The sequence below is a fragment of the Alkaliflexus imshenetskii DSM 15055 genome (assembly GCF_000517065.1).
Taxonomy (GTDB): domain Bacteria; phylum Bacteroidota; class Bacteroidia; order Bacteroidales; family Marinilabiliaceae; genus Alkaliflexus; species Alkaliflexus imshenetskii.
Window position 1 is genome coordinate 1860886 of record NZ_KI912105.1, and the last position, 15983, is coordinate 1876868.

16 protein-coding genes and 1 tRNA gene are annotated in these 15983 nt (G+C 42.0%); 7 read left to right on the forward strand and 10 right to left on the reverse strand.

Annotated features, from left to right (window positions below):
- Positions 1 to 145: 145 nt before the first annotated feature.
- The 3 genes from ALKIM_RS0107680 to ALKIM_RS19865 form a co-directional block, all read right to left on the reverse strand.
- Positions 146 to 1387: a DUF418 domain-containing protein gene (locus tag ALKIM_RS0107680; protein ID WP_084555835.1), complete on the reverse strand. Its 1242-nt coding sequence runs from the start codon at positions 1385 to 1387 to the stop codon at positions 146 to 148.
- 154 nt (positions 1388 to 1541) lie between these two features.
- Positions 1542 to 2153 carry a class I SAM-dependent methyltransferase gene (locus tag ALKIM_RS0107685; RefSeq protein WP_026474127.1) on the reverse strand — a complete coding sequence of 204 codons (612 nt, stop codon included), beginning with the start codon at positions 2151 to 2153 and terminating at the stop codon, positions 1542 to 1544.
- A gap of 34 nt (positions 2154 to 2187) precedes the next feature.
- Entirely contained in the window at positions 2188 to 2340 is a 153-nt protein-coding gene (locus tag ALKIM_RS19865; protein WP_157363832.1) for a hypothetical protein, read from the reverse strand.
- Positions 2341 to 2516: 176 nt separating this feature from the next.
- On the opposite strand from ALKIM_RS19865, the gene ALKIM_RS0107695 reads away from it, so the two are divergent.
- Positions 2517 to 2933 (forward strand): Dabb family protein, encoded by a 417-nt coding sequence (locus tag ALKIM_RS0107695; protein WP_026474128.1) that lies wholly within the window; start codon positions 2517 to 2519, stop codon positions 2931 to 2933.
- 112 nt (positions 2934 to 3045) lie between these two features.
- On the opposite strand, the gene ALKIM_RS0107700 is transcribed toward ALKIM_RS0107695, so the two are convergent.
- Positions 3046 to 4248: an L-lactate MFS transporter gene (locus ALKIM_RS0107700; RefSeq protein WP_026474129.1), complete on the reverse strand. Its 1203-nt coding sequence runs from the start codon at positions 4246 to 4248 to the stop codon at positions 3046 to 3048.
- Positions 4249 to 4493: 245 nt separating this feature from the next.
- Between ALKIM_RS0107700 and ALKIM_RS0107705 the strand changes: the two genes are divergently transcribed.
- Complete coding sequence (locus ALKIM_RS0107705) at positions 4494 to 5312, forward strand: metallophosphoesterase family protein (protein WP_044117809.1); 819 nt, start codon at positions 4494 to 4496, stop codon at positions 5310 to 5312.
- 51 nt (positions 5313 to 5363) lie between these two features.
- A complete protein-coding gene (locus ALKIM_RS0107710; RefSeq protein ID WP_235714394.1) occupies positions 5364 to 6029 on the forward strand; it encodes a hypothetical protein in 666 nt (221 codons plus the stop codon).
- Here the strand turns inward: ALKIM_RS0107710 and ALKIM_RS0107715 are convergent.
- The gene (locus ALKIM_RS0107715; protein WP_026474132.1) at positions 6010 to 6744 is read right to left on the reverse strand and encodes a response regulator transcription factor; all 735 of its coding nucleotides are present in this window, start codon (positions 6742 to 6744) and stop codon (positions 6010 to 6012) included. The two genes, ALKIM_RS0107710 and ALKIM_RS0107715, sit on opposite strands and share 20 nt — an antisense overlap.
- Entirely contained in the window at positions 6707 to 7990 is a 1284-nt protein-coding gene (locus ALKIM_RS0107720; protein ID WP_026474133.1) for a sensor histidine kinase, read from the reverse strand. Before ALKIM_RS0107720 ends, ALKIM_RS0107715 begins: the two co-directional genes overlap by 38 nt.
- A 177-nt stretch (positions 7991 to 8167) precedes the next feature.
- Between ALKIM_RS0107720 and ALKIM_RS0107725 the strand changes: the two genes are divergently transcribed.
- The 3 genes from ALKIM_RS0107725 (at position 8168) to ALKIM_RS0107735 (ending at position 10452) form a co-directional block, all read left to right on the forward strand.
- Positions 8168 to 8392, forward strand: coding sequence for a hypothetical protein (locus tag ALKIM_RS0107725; protein WP_026474134.1), 225 nt, complete (start codon positions 8168 to 8170; stop codon positions 8390 to 8392).
- Between the two features lie 290 nt (positions 8393 to 8682).
- Complete coding sequence (locus tag ALKIM_RS0107730) at positions 8683 to 9681, forward strand: methyl-accepting chemotaxis protein (RefSeq protein ID WP_026474135.1); 999 nt, start codon at positions 8683 to 8685, stop codon at positions 9679 to 9681.
- Positions 9682 to 9810: 129 nt separating this feature from the next.
- Positions 9811 to 10452: a class I SAM-dependent methyltransferase gene (locus tag ALKIM_RS0107735; RefSeq protein ID WP_044117811.1), complete on the forward strand. Its 642-nt coding sequence runs from the start codon at positions 9811 to 9813 to the stop codon at positions 10450 to 10452.
- Between the two features lies 1 nt (position 10453).
- On the opposite strand, the gene ALKIM_RS0107740 is transcribed toward ALKIM_RS0107735, so the two are convergent.
- The 4 genes from ALKIM_RS0107740 to ALKIM_RS0107755 form a co-directional block, all read right to left on the reverse strand.
- Positions 10454 to 11278, reverse strand: coding sequence for a hypothetical protein (locus ALKIM_RS0107740; RefSeq protein WP_026474137.1), 825 nt, complete (start codon positions 11276 to 11278; stop codon positions 10454 to 10456).
- A gap of 130 nt (positions 11279 to 11408) precedes the next feature.
- The gene (locus ALKIM_RS0107745) at positions 11409 to 12434 is read right to left on the reverse strand and encodes a branched-chain amino acid aminotransferase (protein WP_044117812.1); all 1026 of its coding nucleotides are present in this window, start codon (positions 12432 to 12434) and stop codon (positions 11409 to 11411) included.
- A gap of 118 nt (positions 12435 to 12552) precedes the next feature.
- Positions 12553 to 14394, reverse strand: a complete 1842-nt coding sequence (locus tag ALKIM_RS17970; protein WP_052345475.1) for an ATP-binding protein — start codon at positions 14392 to 14394, stop codon at positions 12553 to 12555.
- A gap of 271 nt (positions 14395 to 14665) precedes the next feature.
- A tRNA-Leu gene (locus ALKIM_RS0107755) sits at positions 14666 to 14749 on the reverse strand.
- A 414-nt stretch (positions 14750 to 15163) separates the two neighbouring features.
- Here ALKIM_RS0107755 and recO point away from each other — a divergent pair.
- On the forward strand, positions 15164 to 15889 hold the full coding sequence (gene recO, locus ALKIM_RS0107760) for a DNA repair protein RecO (RefSeq protein ID WP_044117813.1): 726 nt from the start codon (positions 15164 to 15166) through the stop codon (positions 15887 to 15889).
- Positions 15890 to 15983: the final 94 nt, after the last annotated feature.

Sequence of the window (15983 nt, forward strand, 5' to 3'; positions counted from 1 at the left end):
TCCGCAACCATGCAAAATGTAGTAACTGCCTGGTTGCGGATCTTTTTTATGAATGCCAACCGCTGTAAACTTCTCATGGTTTACACATCTGCTCCAAAAATGACCCTGGCATTGATGTGTCATGTGGTTACTTGGTTGATTATGCTTATTTCATCGGTTGAAACTTCAGGTAAGTAAAGCTACGCCATAACCATTCAAATGGCCCAAAGCGGAAATTACTCAACCACCAGATGGAGAAAGGTACTTGTAAAGCAAAAATCAGAATGGTTAAAATCATACCCTGCCAGACAGTTACCTGCCCATAAAGCCCTAACCCATAGCTCTGAAACAAAAATGCCACAACAATACTCTGCAACAGATAATTTGTGAGTGCCATACGACCTACGGCAGAAAGTGAACTCAATACTTTCTTTATGTAACCACCATTGAAAAGTAACACTATTGCAGATACGTATCCAAGCGTGAGAAGCGGCCCGCCAAAACCAATGAGCAGAGTGGAAACAACAGTGCTTGCATCCATGCTATTCATGGAAGCGTTCATCGATAACATACCGTAGCAGAGGTTTAAGGGTATGCCAAGAAACAATCCCCACCGCATCAACTTTTTAAACAAATTTGCATTTGAAGCCACATCCATCAGGAAGCCTTTACGTGCTGCATATTGCCCCAATAAAAACATGGCCAACACATAAGGGTAAAAGAAGAAAATGGCCGGTAAAAGCAGTTTGTACTCTTTTAATCGCATTGCCACTAAATCCCAAAACGTACCAGAAGGATAAACTTGCATGGCCTCATTGATGAGCGCTTGACTTACGGCATCCCTTTGTTCCATCGCCAAATTTACAGCCGCTTGCCCTTCGGCACTGAATGAAGCCAAATACATCATCAACACCGAAAGCCCGGTTAATGTGGAAGGTATGAGAATGAAGCCTACAGCCCACTTAATTAGGCTTTTATCTTTTTTCTTTCTGAAAAGCAGCATCACCAGCCCCAAAAGGCCATAAAACACCAATATATCGCCTGGCCAGAGAAACAAAACATGTGCAGCCCCAAAAAATATAAGTAATATCAAACGCCAGGCGTATAATTTTACTACTCCGGAGCCTTCGCTTACAGGTTTTTGAAGAAACAGCCAAAATCCATATCCAAACAACATGGAAAAAAGGACAAAAAACTTGCTTTCGAACAACGCATGAATAATAAATGAAGCCGCACGATCGGGCGGTGTGTCCCACAATACTTCGGGCGAAAAGGAGAATGCGACAGGGGCATTCATCCACTGCATATTAACCATTAATATGCCAAAAATGGCAAAACCCCGTAATGTATCAAGAATGGCAATACGTTGCGCGGGTGCTGTTGGTGAAAGGGTTGGTTTCATAGTCATAATCCTTAAATATTTATTTATTGATAAAAATGGGAAATCCAGAAATGAGGTCGAATTATCAGCGAATCTCCATTCAAAACGTTAAGATGTTGATATAAACCTTTTGGACGTGCTATACCCGCCATCATTGCATACAATTAAGCGCAGTTTTTCTTTATTTCTCATTGTTCTTCCTGCATTTTATTAAGTAAAAAGGAAAATTCTCCGTTACTTCAGTCACCTCAAAGAGGCCTGCAATCCCAAATTCGATATCTATTGTTTCTTTGTCGTAAAAGAAAATTTTGACCCCTCCAAACATTTCGAATCGATCTTTGCCTATTTTTTTTCCTTGACCATAAGTTTCGGCATCTTTCGATATAACAGAAAATACCATAATACCTCGGTCTGTCAATTGGTTATAACAATCACGAATCAGCTTTTTCCTCTCCTTTTCATTTAACAAGTAGATCAATCCGTAACAAAATACTCCGTCATATAATTTGCTGTCAAAAGGCATCTCAGTTACCGATCCTTTATAAATTGTCAAGTCATTACCAAAGTGCTTTCGGGCTAAATCAATGGCAGTTTGAGAAATTTCAATTCCTGTCACTGTCATCCCACTCTCGATAAAGATTTTTGCATTCCGTCCATATCCAATTCCCGGAATGAGTATATTTCTTACTTTTTGCTCAATAAAAAAGTTCTTTGTCAAAACTGTCGACTTTGCAGGCTCAAACCCCCACATTTCTTGCTTGTCCTTATACGCCTCATCCCAAAACTCCGTCATTGTAAATAAGTTATTTAGTTTGTAACAACTTTTTTTAAACTAGTCCGCACTCTTTGTTAAAAAATCCTCCCTGATTTTCCTCCATATCTGGTATGCGAACCAGGTGAGCAATTATACGAAGGAACTGAAGAAGTGAAAAAAGCAGTTCGGTGCCATTCATGCTTTGCATATCAATATCTCCTGCCATATAACTGATTTTGAGCGCATCATCAAAGATAACCTATTTCAGAAATATAAATAACATCACAGCTACCGGAATGTTACCTGATAAAAAACAATTGCCCCTATGGCCTTTTATTTCAGTATGTATTAGTTTTGATAAATAAAATTACATCAACAACACTTCATCACAATCAATTGTTTATGAGAGACATGTTTAAAGTAATTCTTCGTACCATCTTATTGGTGCTATTGGCAATGTTGTGCATTGCCCCGGTGAAATCACAAACGCCACCACATCAGAGGATGTTTGGAACTTTGGTTCACCATGTATTCTTTTGGCTCGAAGAACCGGATAACCCGAGAACCAGGGCACAGTTTGAGGCAGCCATTGAAAAGTTGTTGCAGGTAGAAACCATACGACGAAGCCATTTTGGTGTTCCGGCAGCTACCGAGGATCGCGACGTAGTAGATCACTCCTACACCTACTCACTCATCCTCTTTTTTGAATCGAAGGAAGATCAGGACATCTACCAAGCCCACCCGATTCACCTTAAATTTGTAGAAGAGAACCGGCATTTGTGGAAAAAAGTGCGTGTGTACGACTCGTCAGATTTTTAGTACATCTACACCCACATACATGGATATTAAAAAGAGAAACCGCAGGCAAAAATTAATGATGCTTGCGGTTTCTCTTTTTTATATATTCAGCGCTTAGGCTGAAAGTCAATAACTATGCAACTTTGTGAGGCGCTTTGATAAATTTAACAATCATTGCAGCCAGCAGAAGCATTACACCAGCCACCACATAAGAAGCGCTGTAAGTTCCGGTAATGTCAGCAACCATGCCGCCAAGGATGGGGCCAATGATACCGGCAATACCCCAGCTGGTGAACACAAATCCATAGTTCACACCAAGGTTTTTAATGCCGAAGAAATCGGCTGTTGTTGCGGGGAACAGGGCGAAAAGTGCGCCATAGGAAAGTCCGGCAACAGCAATACCCGCAGCCAATGTTGGAACAGTTGTAAGGAACGAGAAAGCGAACATGTTAATGGCCTGAATTACGAACACCATCAACAATGCTGTGGTACGACCCATCTTATCAGAAAGGAAACCTCCAAGAACACGACCAACAGTATTAAATATGGCAAAGATCACCACAATCCAGAATCCCTTATCTGAATTGGTCTGCACCTTCACAATACTCACAATGTGACCAATGAGCATCAACCCGGCGGTGGCGCTTAGCAGATAGGTCATCCAGAGCAGATAAAACGGACGCGCCTTCATCATCTCTTTCCATGTGTAGTCATCAGACTGTGCCACAACAGGGCGTCCTTGCTTGGCAACGGGCACAAAACCTGCAGGCGGATTACGAAGAATAAGCGCGAATACCACAAGAAAGAATATTGCAATAATTCCCAGGATTAGGAACGTATTTTCAACCGTGCTAAGTCTTAACAGATAGTTGGCAAGTGGCGCCATATACACCGATGACAGTCCGATACCAGCCACAACAATACCAGCAATAAGTCCTTTTTTACGAGCTTCGAACCATTTGATGGCGCTAGGCGTGGCAGATGCATAGGCAAACCCCATTCCAAGTCCGCTGATTACACCAAAGGTAAGTACCATGGTAAACGGAGTGGTGGCAAACATCGACAACAGGATGCCAGAGCCAAACAAAATGCCACCGGTAAGTGCCACAATGCGAGGGCCAAATTTATCCTGAAGACGACCACCAAAAACAGTCATAAACGCCAGCAATGCTACGCATACGGTATAAGGCAGTGAGGCTTCAGTATTGGTCCATCCCCAATCCTTCACAAGAGCTGCCTTTATTACACTCCAGGAATAAATCAACCCCAGAATCAGATTGATACCGGTAGCTGCCATGGTGACAACCCAACCGGAAACATTACGATTTGAACTCATCTATTTAGGTTTAAAAATTACATTATCGGGCGTGCGAAAATACATCATTTATTCTTTATTTCTTATTGTCCAGATAAAAAAGCATTTGCGCAAAACGTTTCGGTCACCGCTTTTGGCCTTCCGGTAACAAAATTGGGCTTTCTACCTCATTCATTTACCCTCCCCGCTCAATATGTTGTAAATTTGACAATTGGCTCAAATTGGCCAAAAGTCTTTTGTCAACAAAAGTTTGAATTGATACTGATATGGTTCAGAAACATACATATATAAAACGCTCGTTGTTTTTGATTGTTACCGCCTTTGCTGTTGTAAGTTGTGATAATTTATTTGAGTACAGCCCTTACAAGGCAGGCGTAAGAGCACCTGATAAAGACCTTAACATAAAGGCCATTAGAGAAATAGAAAACCTTAACAGTTCCGGGTTTAGACCTTTTACCATCGGACTGGTTGGCGATTCGCATACCTATTATGATTATTACGAAAAACAGGTGGCTCACTTGAACAAAAAGGATGATCTGGATTTTGTAGTCCATCTTGGCGATATCACGCTAAGCGGCATCTACAGAGAATTTATCTGGTATAAGGAGATCTCCTCCAAGTTAAAACATCCACTGATCACAATCATTGGCAATCACGACTACCTCTCGAACGGAGAGTTTCTTTACAAGGAGATGTTTGGCCCCTATAACTTCTCAATTGTGCACAACAATTGCCTTCTGGTATTTCTTGACAATGTGATTTGGGAAAAAAATGTACAGGATCCCGATTTTGAGTGGCTGGAAGAGGTGCTTAAAGATAGTGAAGATTACATCTATCGCCTGGTGTTTTCACACATACCTCCCTGGAGTGACCAATTCAATACCGGGAATGAATTCTATTTTAACATGCTCATGGAGAAGTATAACGTTGATTTCTCGATTCATGGACACACACACCATTTTTGGCAGGGCAGGCCATACAAAAACGGACCGCCTTATCTGACCATCTCGAGCAGTCAAAAGGGTGAAGTTTTCTTTCTAGATGTAAAGGCTGACACGTTGCAGGTAAGAAGGGAGCATTACTGATTGTGTGATACTCAACTTTTTTGATTTTTAAATTATAACAGATTTTAAGCGGTGAAAAGCATCAATCTTCTATCTATATCATCCCTATTATTGTTTTTATCCATAAGCAGCTTTGCCCATGGCCCCGATGAAAAGGTTCATAAAAGTTTTATGGAAAGGATGGATATACCAAGGGAACTCATTATTGGCAGCGATACAATCACCTATCGTCCAAAATGGTTCATACCTTCACATTATTCGGCGCAGTATGCAGGATTAGTCGGCTTTATGTCGATTGGTGCCGGATATGATTTTGGCAGGCGCTATAAACCTACCTTGTATTATGGATTGCTGAGCCACAATTTTGGCGGCAGTTCCGTCACGGTGCACACCATCTCCCTTAAAAACAGCTGGGATCTGTTCAAGCCCGGCATGTTAGGCAACCTTACCCCGCGAGCAGGGTTCTCAATCAACTGGGGGCATACCAATAATACATTTCACAGATTACCGCCCCACTATCCGGACAAATATTATTTCCAGAATAAGGTTCACCTGGTGCCTTTTTGGGGTGGTGAATACAAAATTTCACTCAACGGGAATGGATTGCTTAAAAAAATGGGTATCTATGCAGAAATGAGTACATTGGATGCGTATGTGCTTGAGATGATAAGAACCAAATATGTAACCCCTTTCAAAATTTGGAATCTATCAATGGGTGTTACGCTTTATCTGAATTAGTGCCTACCGCATCGTGCAGTACGTAGCCAACCTTGGGTATGTTCTCGATTCTGATAGACGCATCATTTGCCAATCGCTTACGCAAACGGGTGATAAAAACATCCAGGCTGCGCCCGTTAAAATAATCATCTTTACCCCAAAAAGTTTCAAGTAAATCACTGCGGCGAATGATGTTGTTTTTGTTGGAGCAGAGCATTCGCAACACATCACTCTCGCGATGGGTAAGCCGCTGAACCTCATCGTTCAATATCAATGCCTGGTTTTTAGCGTCAAACAGGTACTTGCCAATCTCGCACGATTCAGGCAAATCCTCTTTGTCGGATGTTGAAGCACGACCAGCCGCGCGGTTCAGAATGGCATGGATACGACATAACAGCTCCTCCTCATCAAAAGGTTTGGTAACATAATCGTCGCTACCCAGATTAAAACCCTTTAGCTTATCCTGTTTCAAGGAGCGGGCTGTCAGAAAAATGAAAGGCACTTCTGGATCCTCTCTTCTTATGCGCTCTGCAAGGGTGAATCCATCAATACCGGGTAACATCACATCGATGATACAGAAGTCGATGCCGCCATCTTTAAAAGTAGAGAGACCACTATCGCCATCGGTACGAAGCACCACATAAAAACCTGAGGCGGAAAGAAACTCCCGAAGTAAAAAACCCATGTTTGGGTCGTCTTCAATTACGAGAATGCAGTTTCGTTTGGCTGGCGTCATGGGCAATTGGGATTTTAATGGTAAAAGTACTGCCTTTTTCTGGCATACTCTCAACCGAGATTGTGCCGTTGTGCTGTAAAGTTACTTTTTTCACGTAAGTTAAACCAAGTCCAAACCCCTTAACATTGTGAACATCTCCTGTCGACACCCTGAAAAACCTGTCAAATATTAACTCCTGATCCTCTTTTCGGATGCCTATTCCATTGTCCCTCACCTTCAAAACCATCATGTTATGCGCAATTGATGTTGAGATAAAAATTTCTGGTGTTTTACAGACATACTTCAATGCATTGTCGATAAGGTTGGATACGGCCAGAGTAAGTGGACCCCGCTCTCCATTCACAATGATGGATGGCTGCGCCGGAGAGAAATGAATGACGGCACCGGTATGATCCAACCGGTATCTGAAAGTTGCTATGACCGACTCAATAAGCTCGTTAAAATCTATGGCTTCGGGTTCCAAATCGCCGCCATTTGGACATGCCACTTTTAGAATGGCTTCCACGTGATTTTGCAGTCGCTGTGTCTCTTCAAGAATTACACCAGAATACTCATCGGTTTTTTTCTGATGCTCCTTGGTGCCCGATACCTTTTTCAGCAAATTGGTAGCAAACCGAACATTGGCAATGGGCGTTTGAAACTCATGTACCATATTGTTGATAAAATCGGTGGTGCGCAGCAGCAACGCCTTTTCACGTTTAAACATCCGGTATGTAACAAGAAATGAGTACATCACAAAGATGATGAACAATATCGAAAGGCCCAGCTGACTTCTAATTTGTCCGATGATAAACTGGTTACGTGTTGGGAATAGTAATTTTATCTGCACGCCATTCTGATCCACAAGGCCGTTGAGATTCTGAAGGTAAGATGCAGACGAAAAAAAGCGCCCTTTGCTCAGATGTAAGATAGAATCAGTGACTTCGAAAGTGTAGGGCAAATCGATGTTATAAATACTCAAGTTTGACTGAATGATACTGTCCACCTCCTTGTATTTCTTGGTATGCACGGGTTCGGCGCATTTGCGTCCGCACAAAAAATCAGACATGTCGCTACAAAGCGGCACACGAGCGCCTATTTCATCACGTGCTCCCTTAAGTGCCATAGCCACCCGGTGGTTAAAATTCTGCTCCTCAACTTTGGCCGCACGGAAAATTAAACTCACCTGCATCACGATAAGCACAACCAGGATAATGAACGTGAGCACCGGTAAAAAACTTTGTTTGTCGATAATTCTTTGACCCATAGGCAGCAAAAATAGATAAAAACATCATCGTGCCTGACATATTAACATTATATTAACGCGCTTTAACACAGCAGTAACTTGATTTTATCTGGAATGGTTCTAAGTTTGTATATGATTTTAAGGTAGCATCTACCTAATCAAAATAAACTATAGTTTAATTCTTAAAATTATCACATTATGAAAAAATCATTTGTAGCTTCCGTATTGTTTGTTTTTGCTCTTGCTATTGCTGCTCCTGCTTTTGCTGAGGTAATGCCACAAGAGCCTGCAAAAAAAGAGACTTGCGACAAAGCTAAAAAAGCTGAGTGTGCTGAAAAGAAAGCTGAATGCACTGAGAAAAAAGCCGAGTGCGCTGAAAAAGCTGAGAAAAAAGCTTGCTGCAGCAAAGGTGATAAAAAATAAGCATCACATTGTTTGTTTAATATCTAAAAGTCCCCGGGCAAATTGTCCGGGGGCTTTTTTTATCATAGTAAACCAAGTAACTATTCTGGGTGCAATAGCACAACACCAACTCCTTGGCTAATAAAAGCATAAGCCTGCACAGTACGCCAAATTGAAGTATGAGACTTAGAAATATACTACCACTTACGGCTACCATCCTTTTATCTTGAAATCACAATTTATAGTTGTTATGGGCTAATTATTTACGATTATTTCTATTTTTACATCGCCTATTTACATACCAAAACCAAATGAACCTAATTACTTTCATTTTAACTTCATCATCTATTATCGGATGGATTCTTTACATCATCGAAAAGAAAAAGAATAAACCGACTGAAACAGTCGAAGTCACATTAAATGATGAGCCTGAAGGCACATTAATTGACTCAACCCAATCGAATAAAGAGATGGAACGGCTTTCGATAGTTGCGCGCCAAACTGAAAATGCCATTATGATAATGGATCCGGATGGCAACATCGAATGGGTAAACGAAGGCTTCACAAGAATGTATGGTTATACCTACTCCGAATTTGTTTCGAAGCTCGGCAGCAACATCAGACAAACGAGCTTCAACGGAGCCATTGAGGAGCGGCTCTACTCCTGCACGCACCTTGGTAAACCTGTGTTTTACGAAGCCTTAAACATTACTAAAAGCGGTGATTCAATATGGACACATACTTCACTCACCCCAATTTACGATGACACCGGCAAGCTGGCTTATCTGGCCACAATTGATTCGGACATATCGAGACGAAAAGAGAGCGGTGACGAACTACTAAAGGCCATTGAGCACCTATCATCGCGTATCAACAGCTTGTCGGTTGAGCAGAAAAAACTCATTCACCATACCGCCAAAATGATGGAAGACATAGGTGAGTCAGCTAAATTGCTCGAAGAATCAACCTACATTGCACGTTTCATTAACGACATTTCCGATAAAGTGAAAATTCTTGGGCTAAACGCTTCCATTGAAGCTGCCACCATTCAGACAAACACAAACGGCTCACGACATGCAACAAACGGTTTCAGGGTAATTTCAGGAGAGATCATTAAACTATCGGATGATTCAAAAAAACAGGCAAGTAACATTGCGAACGTGATGGGAAGGCTTCAAACAGCCTTTGGAAACCTTGAAAGCAACCGCACAATGGTCAACGAGGTGGCATCCTCGTTTTTTGATACAGTGAAAGAGGTGAGGCAGGAACTTGTGCGAGTGGAACATGTTGCCGACCAACTCAATGCATAAGGGTTGGGTAAATGCTAAATAATTATAATTCAACCGTCTAAAATCAAATATATCCGTATAGATTGCCTATTTTTGCACCCTCAAAGCCTAAAAAGCTTATCTATCAGAAAATTACGAAACAGTTTTATTATGACTTGTACCCTATGCCGAGAGGATGTTCATAAATCATTTAAAGGCATTAACGACATACTTTTCTGGCAATGCAACAATTGCAATCTGATTTTTAAGGACGTTGAATTTCTACCCTCTCCAGAAGCAGAAAAACTCCGCTACAGCCAACACAATAACACCCCCGATTGCAAAGGCTATGTAGAACATTTGCAGCAAGCCATTGAACCTACTCTGCCATTCATATATGAAGGTATGACAGGGCTCGATTTTGGTTGCGGGCCAAACCCGGTTTTGTCGCAGCTGATGTCTGATTCGGGCTACGAATGCTACCACTACGACCCATTCTTTTTCCCTGAACTGCCCGATGAGAGATTGGAGTTTATGTTTGCGACTGAGTGTTTTGAACATTTCTTCAACCCGGGCAGGGAGCTCAATCTCATCACCTCACTGCTAATTCCTGCCGGTGTGCTTACCATCATCACCGAGCGATGGAAGGATACTACCGACTTCAACACGTGGTGGTACGCCCGTGACAACACACATGTGTGCTTTTTTCACGACCGTACCATCGAATTTATATGTGAGCATTACGGCTATGAGACCATGCACGACGACGGAGAGAAACTCGTCATCCTCAAAAAATTGGTTGTTGGCAGATAAACTAAAAAGAGTACCTTACCCCAAGCGAAAAATCGAATCTGTAGAGGTTCTCTCCTTTACCTGTTTCAAATTTTTCGGTGGTTGTGGTTCCTTGGTAGGTTTTTTCAAAACGATTAATAATACCGCCATAATAAGACATTTGCAGACCCAATGCCAATTGAGGCATTACCATCAAATCGTAAGAAAAATCACAGAAACTCGAAACTGTTGACCCTTTATAAGTGCCGGGAGTCATCAATACAAACTTATCCTTATAACCCAAATAGCCAATACCATAGTTTATCACAAATGTAGATTCTGAATTTCGGATTGGCAGTCGAATACCCAGATATGGACCATAAAAGTCAACTGAAATATTATCGCTGGCAACACCTCTCTGTCCATTGTCAAAACGCACATGTATGCTGTTGCTAGACTGATATTTGGCATATTTGAATCCGGCTCCCAATACCCTCGAAAAATAGTACGTTCCGTCGAAAGAGTATGCCATTCCGGATTTTAAATCTCTAACATAATCGTGAAATTGAGGATCAACATCCTTATTAACTCTCGCAATGCGATAGGAGTAACCAACACTCGCCGCAATGCGATACTTTGGATAATCGACTACAGGTTTTTCTGTTACATCCACTTCTTGCTTGTATGCGCTATTTGACGTGTTGATTGAATCTGATGCGGCAAAGGCCGGGTAGGGAGCTTCATTTATCTGGATACCAACTGCATCGAAAATGTTACTGGCATTTGAGAAACCGATTGTGAATAAAAACAGGGATGTAAAAAGAACTTTCAATCCGTAGGTGTGGATTGAATGGATTAAGGTTTTCATGTTTTTAATTGAATTTGGGTTTATAAATAATAAATATCGAAACCATACATCTGCTATCCAAACAAAAAACGCCCCATGAAAACAGCACGGCCGTCATGGGGAGTTATATGTTTGGCTTATTGAATAGGATTTATTCTTCTATAAAGGTAATCCAGCCGAATTTATCAGGCTCTTCACCATATTGAATTGCGCGCAATTTGTTATACAATTTCACAGATATCGGACCGGGTTCCCCATCTTTACTGTAGAGATAACTCTTTCCTGTATCGATGTCGTCGATACGGGCAATGGGACTAATAACAGCAGCAGTTCCACAGGCGCCAACTTCTTCAAATGTTTCAAGCTCCTCGAGTAATACAGGACGGCGTTCGGTTTTTAAGCCAAGCTCCTGAGCCAGTTGTAACAAACTTTTATTAGTGATGGATGGCAACACCGACTTTGATTCAGGCGTGACATATATGTTGCCTTTTATGCCAAAGAAATTGGCGGGGCCACATTCATCTATATATTTTTTCTCTTTGCTGTCGAGATAAAGCACTGCGGAATAACCCTTTTCTCTGGCGATACTACCTGAACGCAAACTGGCTGCATAGTTTCCACCCACTTTAATGTGACCAGTTCCATTGGGAGCTGCCCTGTCGTACTGGCGGGTAATCATCAGGTTGGTGGGCTTAAAACCCTCCTTAAAATAAGGCCCAACCGGTGTTACAAACACCATAAACAGGTATTCATCGGCAGGTGACACACCCACTTTGGGTCCGCTTCCGATGAGCAATGGCCTGATATATAGTGATGCGCCCGAGTCCATTGGCGGCACAAACCGACTGTTAAGTTTCACAGCTTTCTTCACAGCCTCAATAAAAACCTCTTCGGGCACGCGCGCCATCATAACCCCATCGGCCGATGAAATCATGCGACGAGCATTTTCTTCAAGTCGGAAAATGCGTATTCGCCCATCCTTTCCACGGAATGCCTTCAACCCCTCAAAAGCTTCCTGTCCATAGTGCAAACAGGTTGCAGCCATGTGAAGATTAATCATTTCGGATGAGCTCACTTCAAGCTCGCCCCATTTGCCATCCCGAAAATAACACCGGATGTTATAATCCGTTTTGGTGTAGGTAAAAGATAAATTACCCCAATCAATATCGCCAGTCATGATACTATATGGTATTAGAGTGAAAATGAAAAGTAAAAATAAAAATATCTTTCCAATATTACACTTGGAAAACCTCAGAAATAGCTATAAAACATGATTTATGCTTGATGCGGCGGTTTTAAGAACCCACACCGGAAGCAGTACTTCGCAACTCAGAAGATACAAACCTGTCTATTAAATCAATTAAATCGTTGTAATTAACAGGCTTGGCAATATATCCGTTACATCCGGCCTGAAGCGCTGTTTCGCGTTCACCCAACATGGCGTAGGCCGTCTGCGCAATGATTGGTACATCGGGATTAATCTTACGGATTTCGCGTGTGGCTGTGTAGCCATCCATAATTGGCATTTTAATATCCATCAATACCAAATCAATCTGGCGCACCTTGCTCATGATATCAAGTGCTTCCCGGCCGTCGCGCGCCCAAATAAGACTGGCATTGAAAAGGGACAGAGCCACTTCCAGATAGCGGAAATTATCCTCCTCGTCTTCAGCTATCAGGAAAGTTTTGCCCTCCCAATTAACTTTTCCGGATAATCTGGGTCGCATTTTTTGTGCCGGTGTTACCACAATGCGCTGGAACGGTAAAGTGAAACTAAACGTTGTGCCCACAGTGGTTCGGGGCTCAACCCAGATGCTGCCGCCCATGTAATTTACAAGGTGACGTGCGATGGTAAGACCTATCCCTGTTCCGCCATAGAGCTTTTCATCGTTGTTGCTGCACTTGTAAAACCGGCTAAAAATCTGCTCTTCCACACCCTCAGGCAAGCCAATTCCGGTATCTTTCACATAAAACTGTAGCAGATGCTCACTATTTACCGTATATCCAAACTCCACATAGCCGCGATCAGTAAACTTTATGGCATTGCCCACAAGATTTACCAGCACTTTCTTTAGTCTGGGGCCGTCGGTAAGTATCTGTACACCATCATCTGACAAGCCGGTTTTCATATAGAGCTTTACGGTGGTGATACCTCGCCTGAAGAGCTCTTCGGTAAACATCTCATAGACTTCCTTCAACACAAGATGTAATTGGCAGGGTGCATTGCGCACCTCAAACTGTCCGCTTTCCATCTTTGAAATGTCGATTATATCTTCGACCAACGACATCAGATTATTTGCATTGATGCGAATGAGATCGGTAAATTCCTTTTTCTCGTCGTTGCCTATGTGGTTATGCGTGAGTAAATTGGAGAATCCGAGAATGGCATTCATCGGCGTTCTGATTTCGTGCGACATGTTTGACAAAAAGGCAGTTTTAAGCTTGTCTGACTCCTCAGCTTTTTGTCTGGCGTGTACCAGATGTTCCTGTTCCTGTCGCAATATTCGCAGATAACGCTGCTCCTTTTTTACATTAAACATCAGTCCGTTCAGTAACGACATCAATGGCGCAAGTGTTATCACTGTCAGTACAAGAAAACTAATGGACAAGTTAACGTAGGTAGTCATTGAAATGTCTGCTGGGTTGCTGAGTTCAAAAAAACCTGAATACCAATAAACCCCCACTGCAGCCAGAGTGGCTACCTGCAATAAAAAAAACATGATGCCTGCAAAAGCTCCTGACATGGTGATGGCCATGACCGAACAGGCAAAAAGAAATATCATCCCAATATTGGTGTGTGGCCCCAGAAATAGTAGGAAGGCGCCAGAAAGATAGAGCATAAACAACACCCAACCCACCTTAAATGTAAGCGAAATGCGTGGCAGGCTCACAACCAACAGCAAAGAGACAAATGTGAATGTTGAAAAGGCAAAAAAATGATGCTGACCGGCCAAAAGAAAAAACAGACCATAATAGAGATATACTGCTACCCCTAAAAAAACCACGGCCAAAGAGAAGTAATGAAAAATACGTTCGCGCCAATAGCCGATGCCATCGCCTGGCAGGGATGAAGGCCCAAGATGCCGGTTAATAAAGGCGCGTATGCGCCTGACTATATTGTGTGACAGCTTAAACATGCAAGGTATAACCTGCTATAATTTTAATGAATTCATTTTTCGTTAAAGATATTTAAATTCTCCAGACGCCATTTATAAAATTGAGAAAAAAACAGTGCTTGTTGATAAAAAAGGAGATGTAGCTATAAATAGAGACAAAAGGCCGCTATTGCCTCACTTGAAGGGAATAGTGAATCTCAGAATTTCCGAATTTAATCTTAGGATTTGAGGAGAATCACGGATAATTTGACATAATAAAAAAACCTCCCCGTTTCCGAGAAGGTTTTAAGCGTACCCAGAGCCGGGGTCGAACCGGCACGACATTGCTGTCACTGGTGTTTGAGACCAGCGCGTCTACCAATTCCGCCATCTGGGCAAGCAACTATAAGAACTTTTTTGCGCTGCAAATATATAATAAAGGGCTTTCCCTTCCAAAAAAAGTAGCGCTATTGTTTCGCTGTAGCGAAAAAAACATGCTGACATAAGGCTATCTCCATCTCTTTCAGCACTTGCCATATGGCTACATGACAAGTTAAAACAAACCGCAAATTTAAACCGCAAAAAAAGATTTAACGACGCCAAAAAACACGATGCCCTGAAATAAAGCTTTTTACACGTGATTACAAAGATGCATTGATAATTAAACAGCCATCTGCTTAAAACATCTAATTACGCATCCGGATGCAGATTGGTAACCCAAAATACTGCCAACTTTTCAACTAAATCCTAAAATTCGGTATCACTTTTAACTGTTACTCGTTATTTTTGAAGCCGGAAAGCGAACATACCAATGATTGTAAAAACAGAAGGCATCGTATTAACACATACACGCTATGGCGAATCAAGCGCCATCATCCACATCTATACGCGTGATTTTGGGATGCAAAGCTATATGGTTAACGGTGTCTACGGAAAGAAGAAAAAGAGCAATATTATATTGATGCAGTCTCTTAATTTCTTAGATATGGATGTATGTCACCGCGCCGAAAAAGAGATTCAACGCATCAAAGAATTTAAATTAAGCTACCCATTATGTACCATTCCCTTTTCTCAAACGCGGCGCGCCCAGGCATTTCTTATAACTGAAATACTGACACGCATACTGCGCAACGAAGGCCCCAATGAGAACCTTTTTAATTTTGTTGCAGAGTCCATCGTACATCTTGACTCAAACAGTCCGGGACTGGAAAACTTCCACCACTTCTTTCTGTTTAACCTAACGAAGCATCTTGGATTTTTCCCTCACAATAACTTTGATGATTCTCACATGTGGTTTGACCTCTCAGACGGTTATTTTGTGAGTATGGAACCCGCACACCCCAACCACTTAAATCAGGCAACATCAAGCCTTTTTGCAAAACTGTTTGGCACGACCAAAGACCAACTCGCCATGCTGGCCTCAAACGTAGAGCAACGTCGTAGCCTGCTCGAAGCCCTAATTCTGTTCTATGAACTTCACTATCCGGGCATAGGCAAAATCAAATCAGTATCTGTGCTTGAAGAGCTTTTCAGATAGAATGGGGTGTTAAAGCCAATGGTTTAAACCGGCACTTTATCTTTTTATTTGAAGAGCCTGCCCGAAAATTTGACCAGCGAAGCTTTTCCTATTG

What these genes read in the sequence shown, in the direction of transcription:
- ALKIM_RS0107680 (WP_084555835.1), bottom strand. Translation starts at nt 1,387, where the DNA reads ATGACTATGAAACCAACCCTTTCACCAACAGCACCCGCGCAACGTATT.
- ALKIM_RS0107685 (WP_026474127.1), bottom strand. Translation starts at nt 2,153, where the DNA reads ATGACGGAGTTTTGGGATGAGGCGTATAAGGACAAGCAAGAAATGTGG.
- ALKIM_RS19865 (WP_157363832.1), bottom strand. Translation starts at nt 2,340, where the DNA reads ATGGCAGGAGATATTGATATGCAAAGCATGAATGGCACCGAACTGCTT.
- ALKIM_RS0107695 (WP_026474128.1), top strand. Translation starts at nt 2,517, where the DNA reads ATGAGAGACATGTTTAAAGTAATTCTTCGTACCATCTTATTGGTGCTA.
- ALKIM_RS0107700 (WP_026474129.1), bottom strand. Translation starts at nt 4,248, where the DNA reads ATGAGTTCAAATCGTAATGTTTCCGGTTGGGTTGTCACCATGGCAGCT.
- ALKIM_RS0107705 (WP_044117809.1), top strand. Translation starts at nt 4,494, where the DNA reads ATGGTTCAGAAACATACATATATAAAACGCTCGTTGTTTTTGATTGTT.
- ALKIM_RS0107715 (WP_026474132.1), bottom strand. Translation starts at nt 6,744, where the DNA reads ATGACGCCAGCCAAACGAAACTGCATTCTCGTAATTGAAGACGACCCA.
- ALKIM_RS0107720 (WP_026474133.1), bottom strand. Translation starts at nt 7,990, where the DNA reads ATGGGTCAAAGAATTATCGACAAACAAAGTTTTTTACCGGTGCTCACG.
- ALKIM_RS0107725 (WP_026474134.1), top strand. Translation starts at nt 8,168, where the DNA reads ATGAAAAAATCATTTGTAGCTTCCGTATTGTTTGTTTTTGCTCTTGCT.
- ALKIM_RS0107730 (WP_026474135.1), top strand. Translation starts at nt 8,683, where the DNA reads ATGAACCTAATTACTTTCATTTTAACTTCATCATCTATTATCGGATGG.
- ALKIM_RS0107735 (WP_044117811.1), top strand. Translation starts at nt 9,811, where the DNA reads ATGACTTGTACCCTATGCCGAGAGGATGTTCATAAATCATTTAAAGGC.
- ALKIM_RS0107740 (WP_026474137.1), bottom strand. Translation starts at nt 11,278, where the DNA reads ATGAAAACCTTAATCCATTCAATCCACACCTACGGATTGAAAGTTCTT.
- ALKIM_RS0107745 (WP_044117812.1), bottom strand. Translation starts at nt 12,434, where the DNA reads ATGACTGGCGATATTGATTGGGGTAATTTATCTTTTACCTACACCAAA.
- ALKIM_RS17970 (WP_052345475.1), bottom strand. Translation starts at nt 14,394, where the DNA reads ATGTTTAAGCTGTCACACAATATAGTCAGGCGCATACGCGCCTTTATT.
- recO (WP_044117813.1), top strand. Translation starts at nt 15,164, where the DNA reads ATGATTGTAAAAACAGAAGGCATCGTATTAACACATACACGCTATGGC.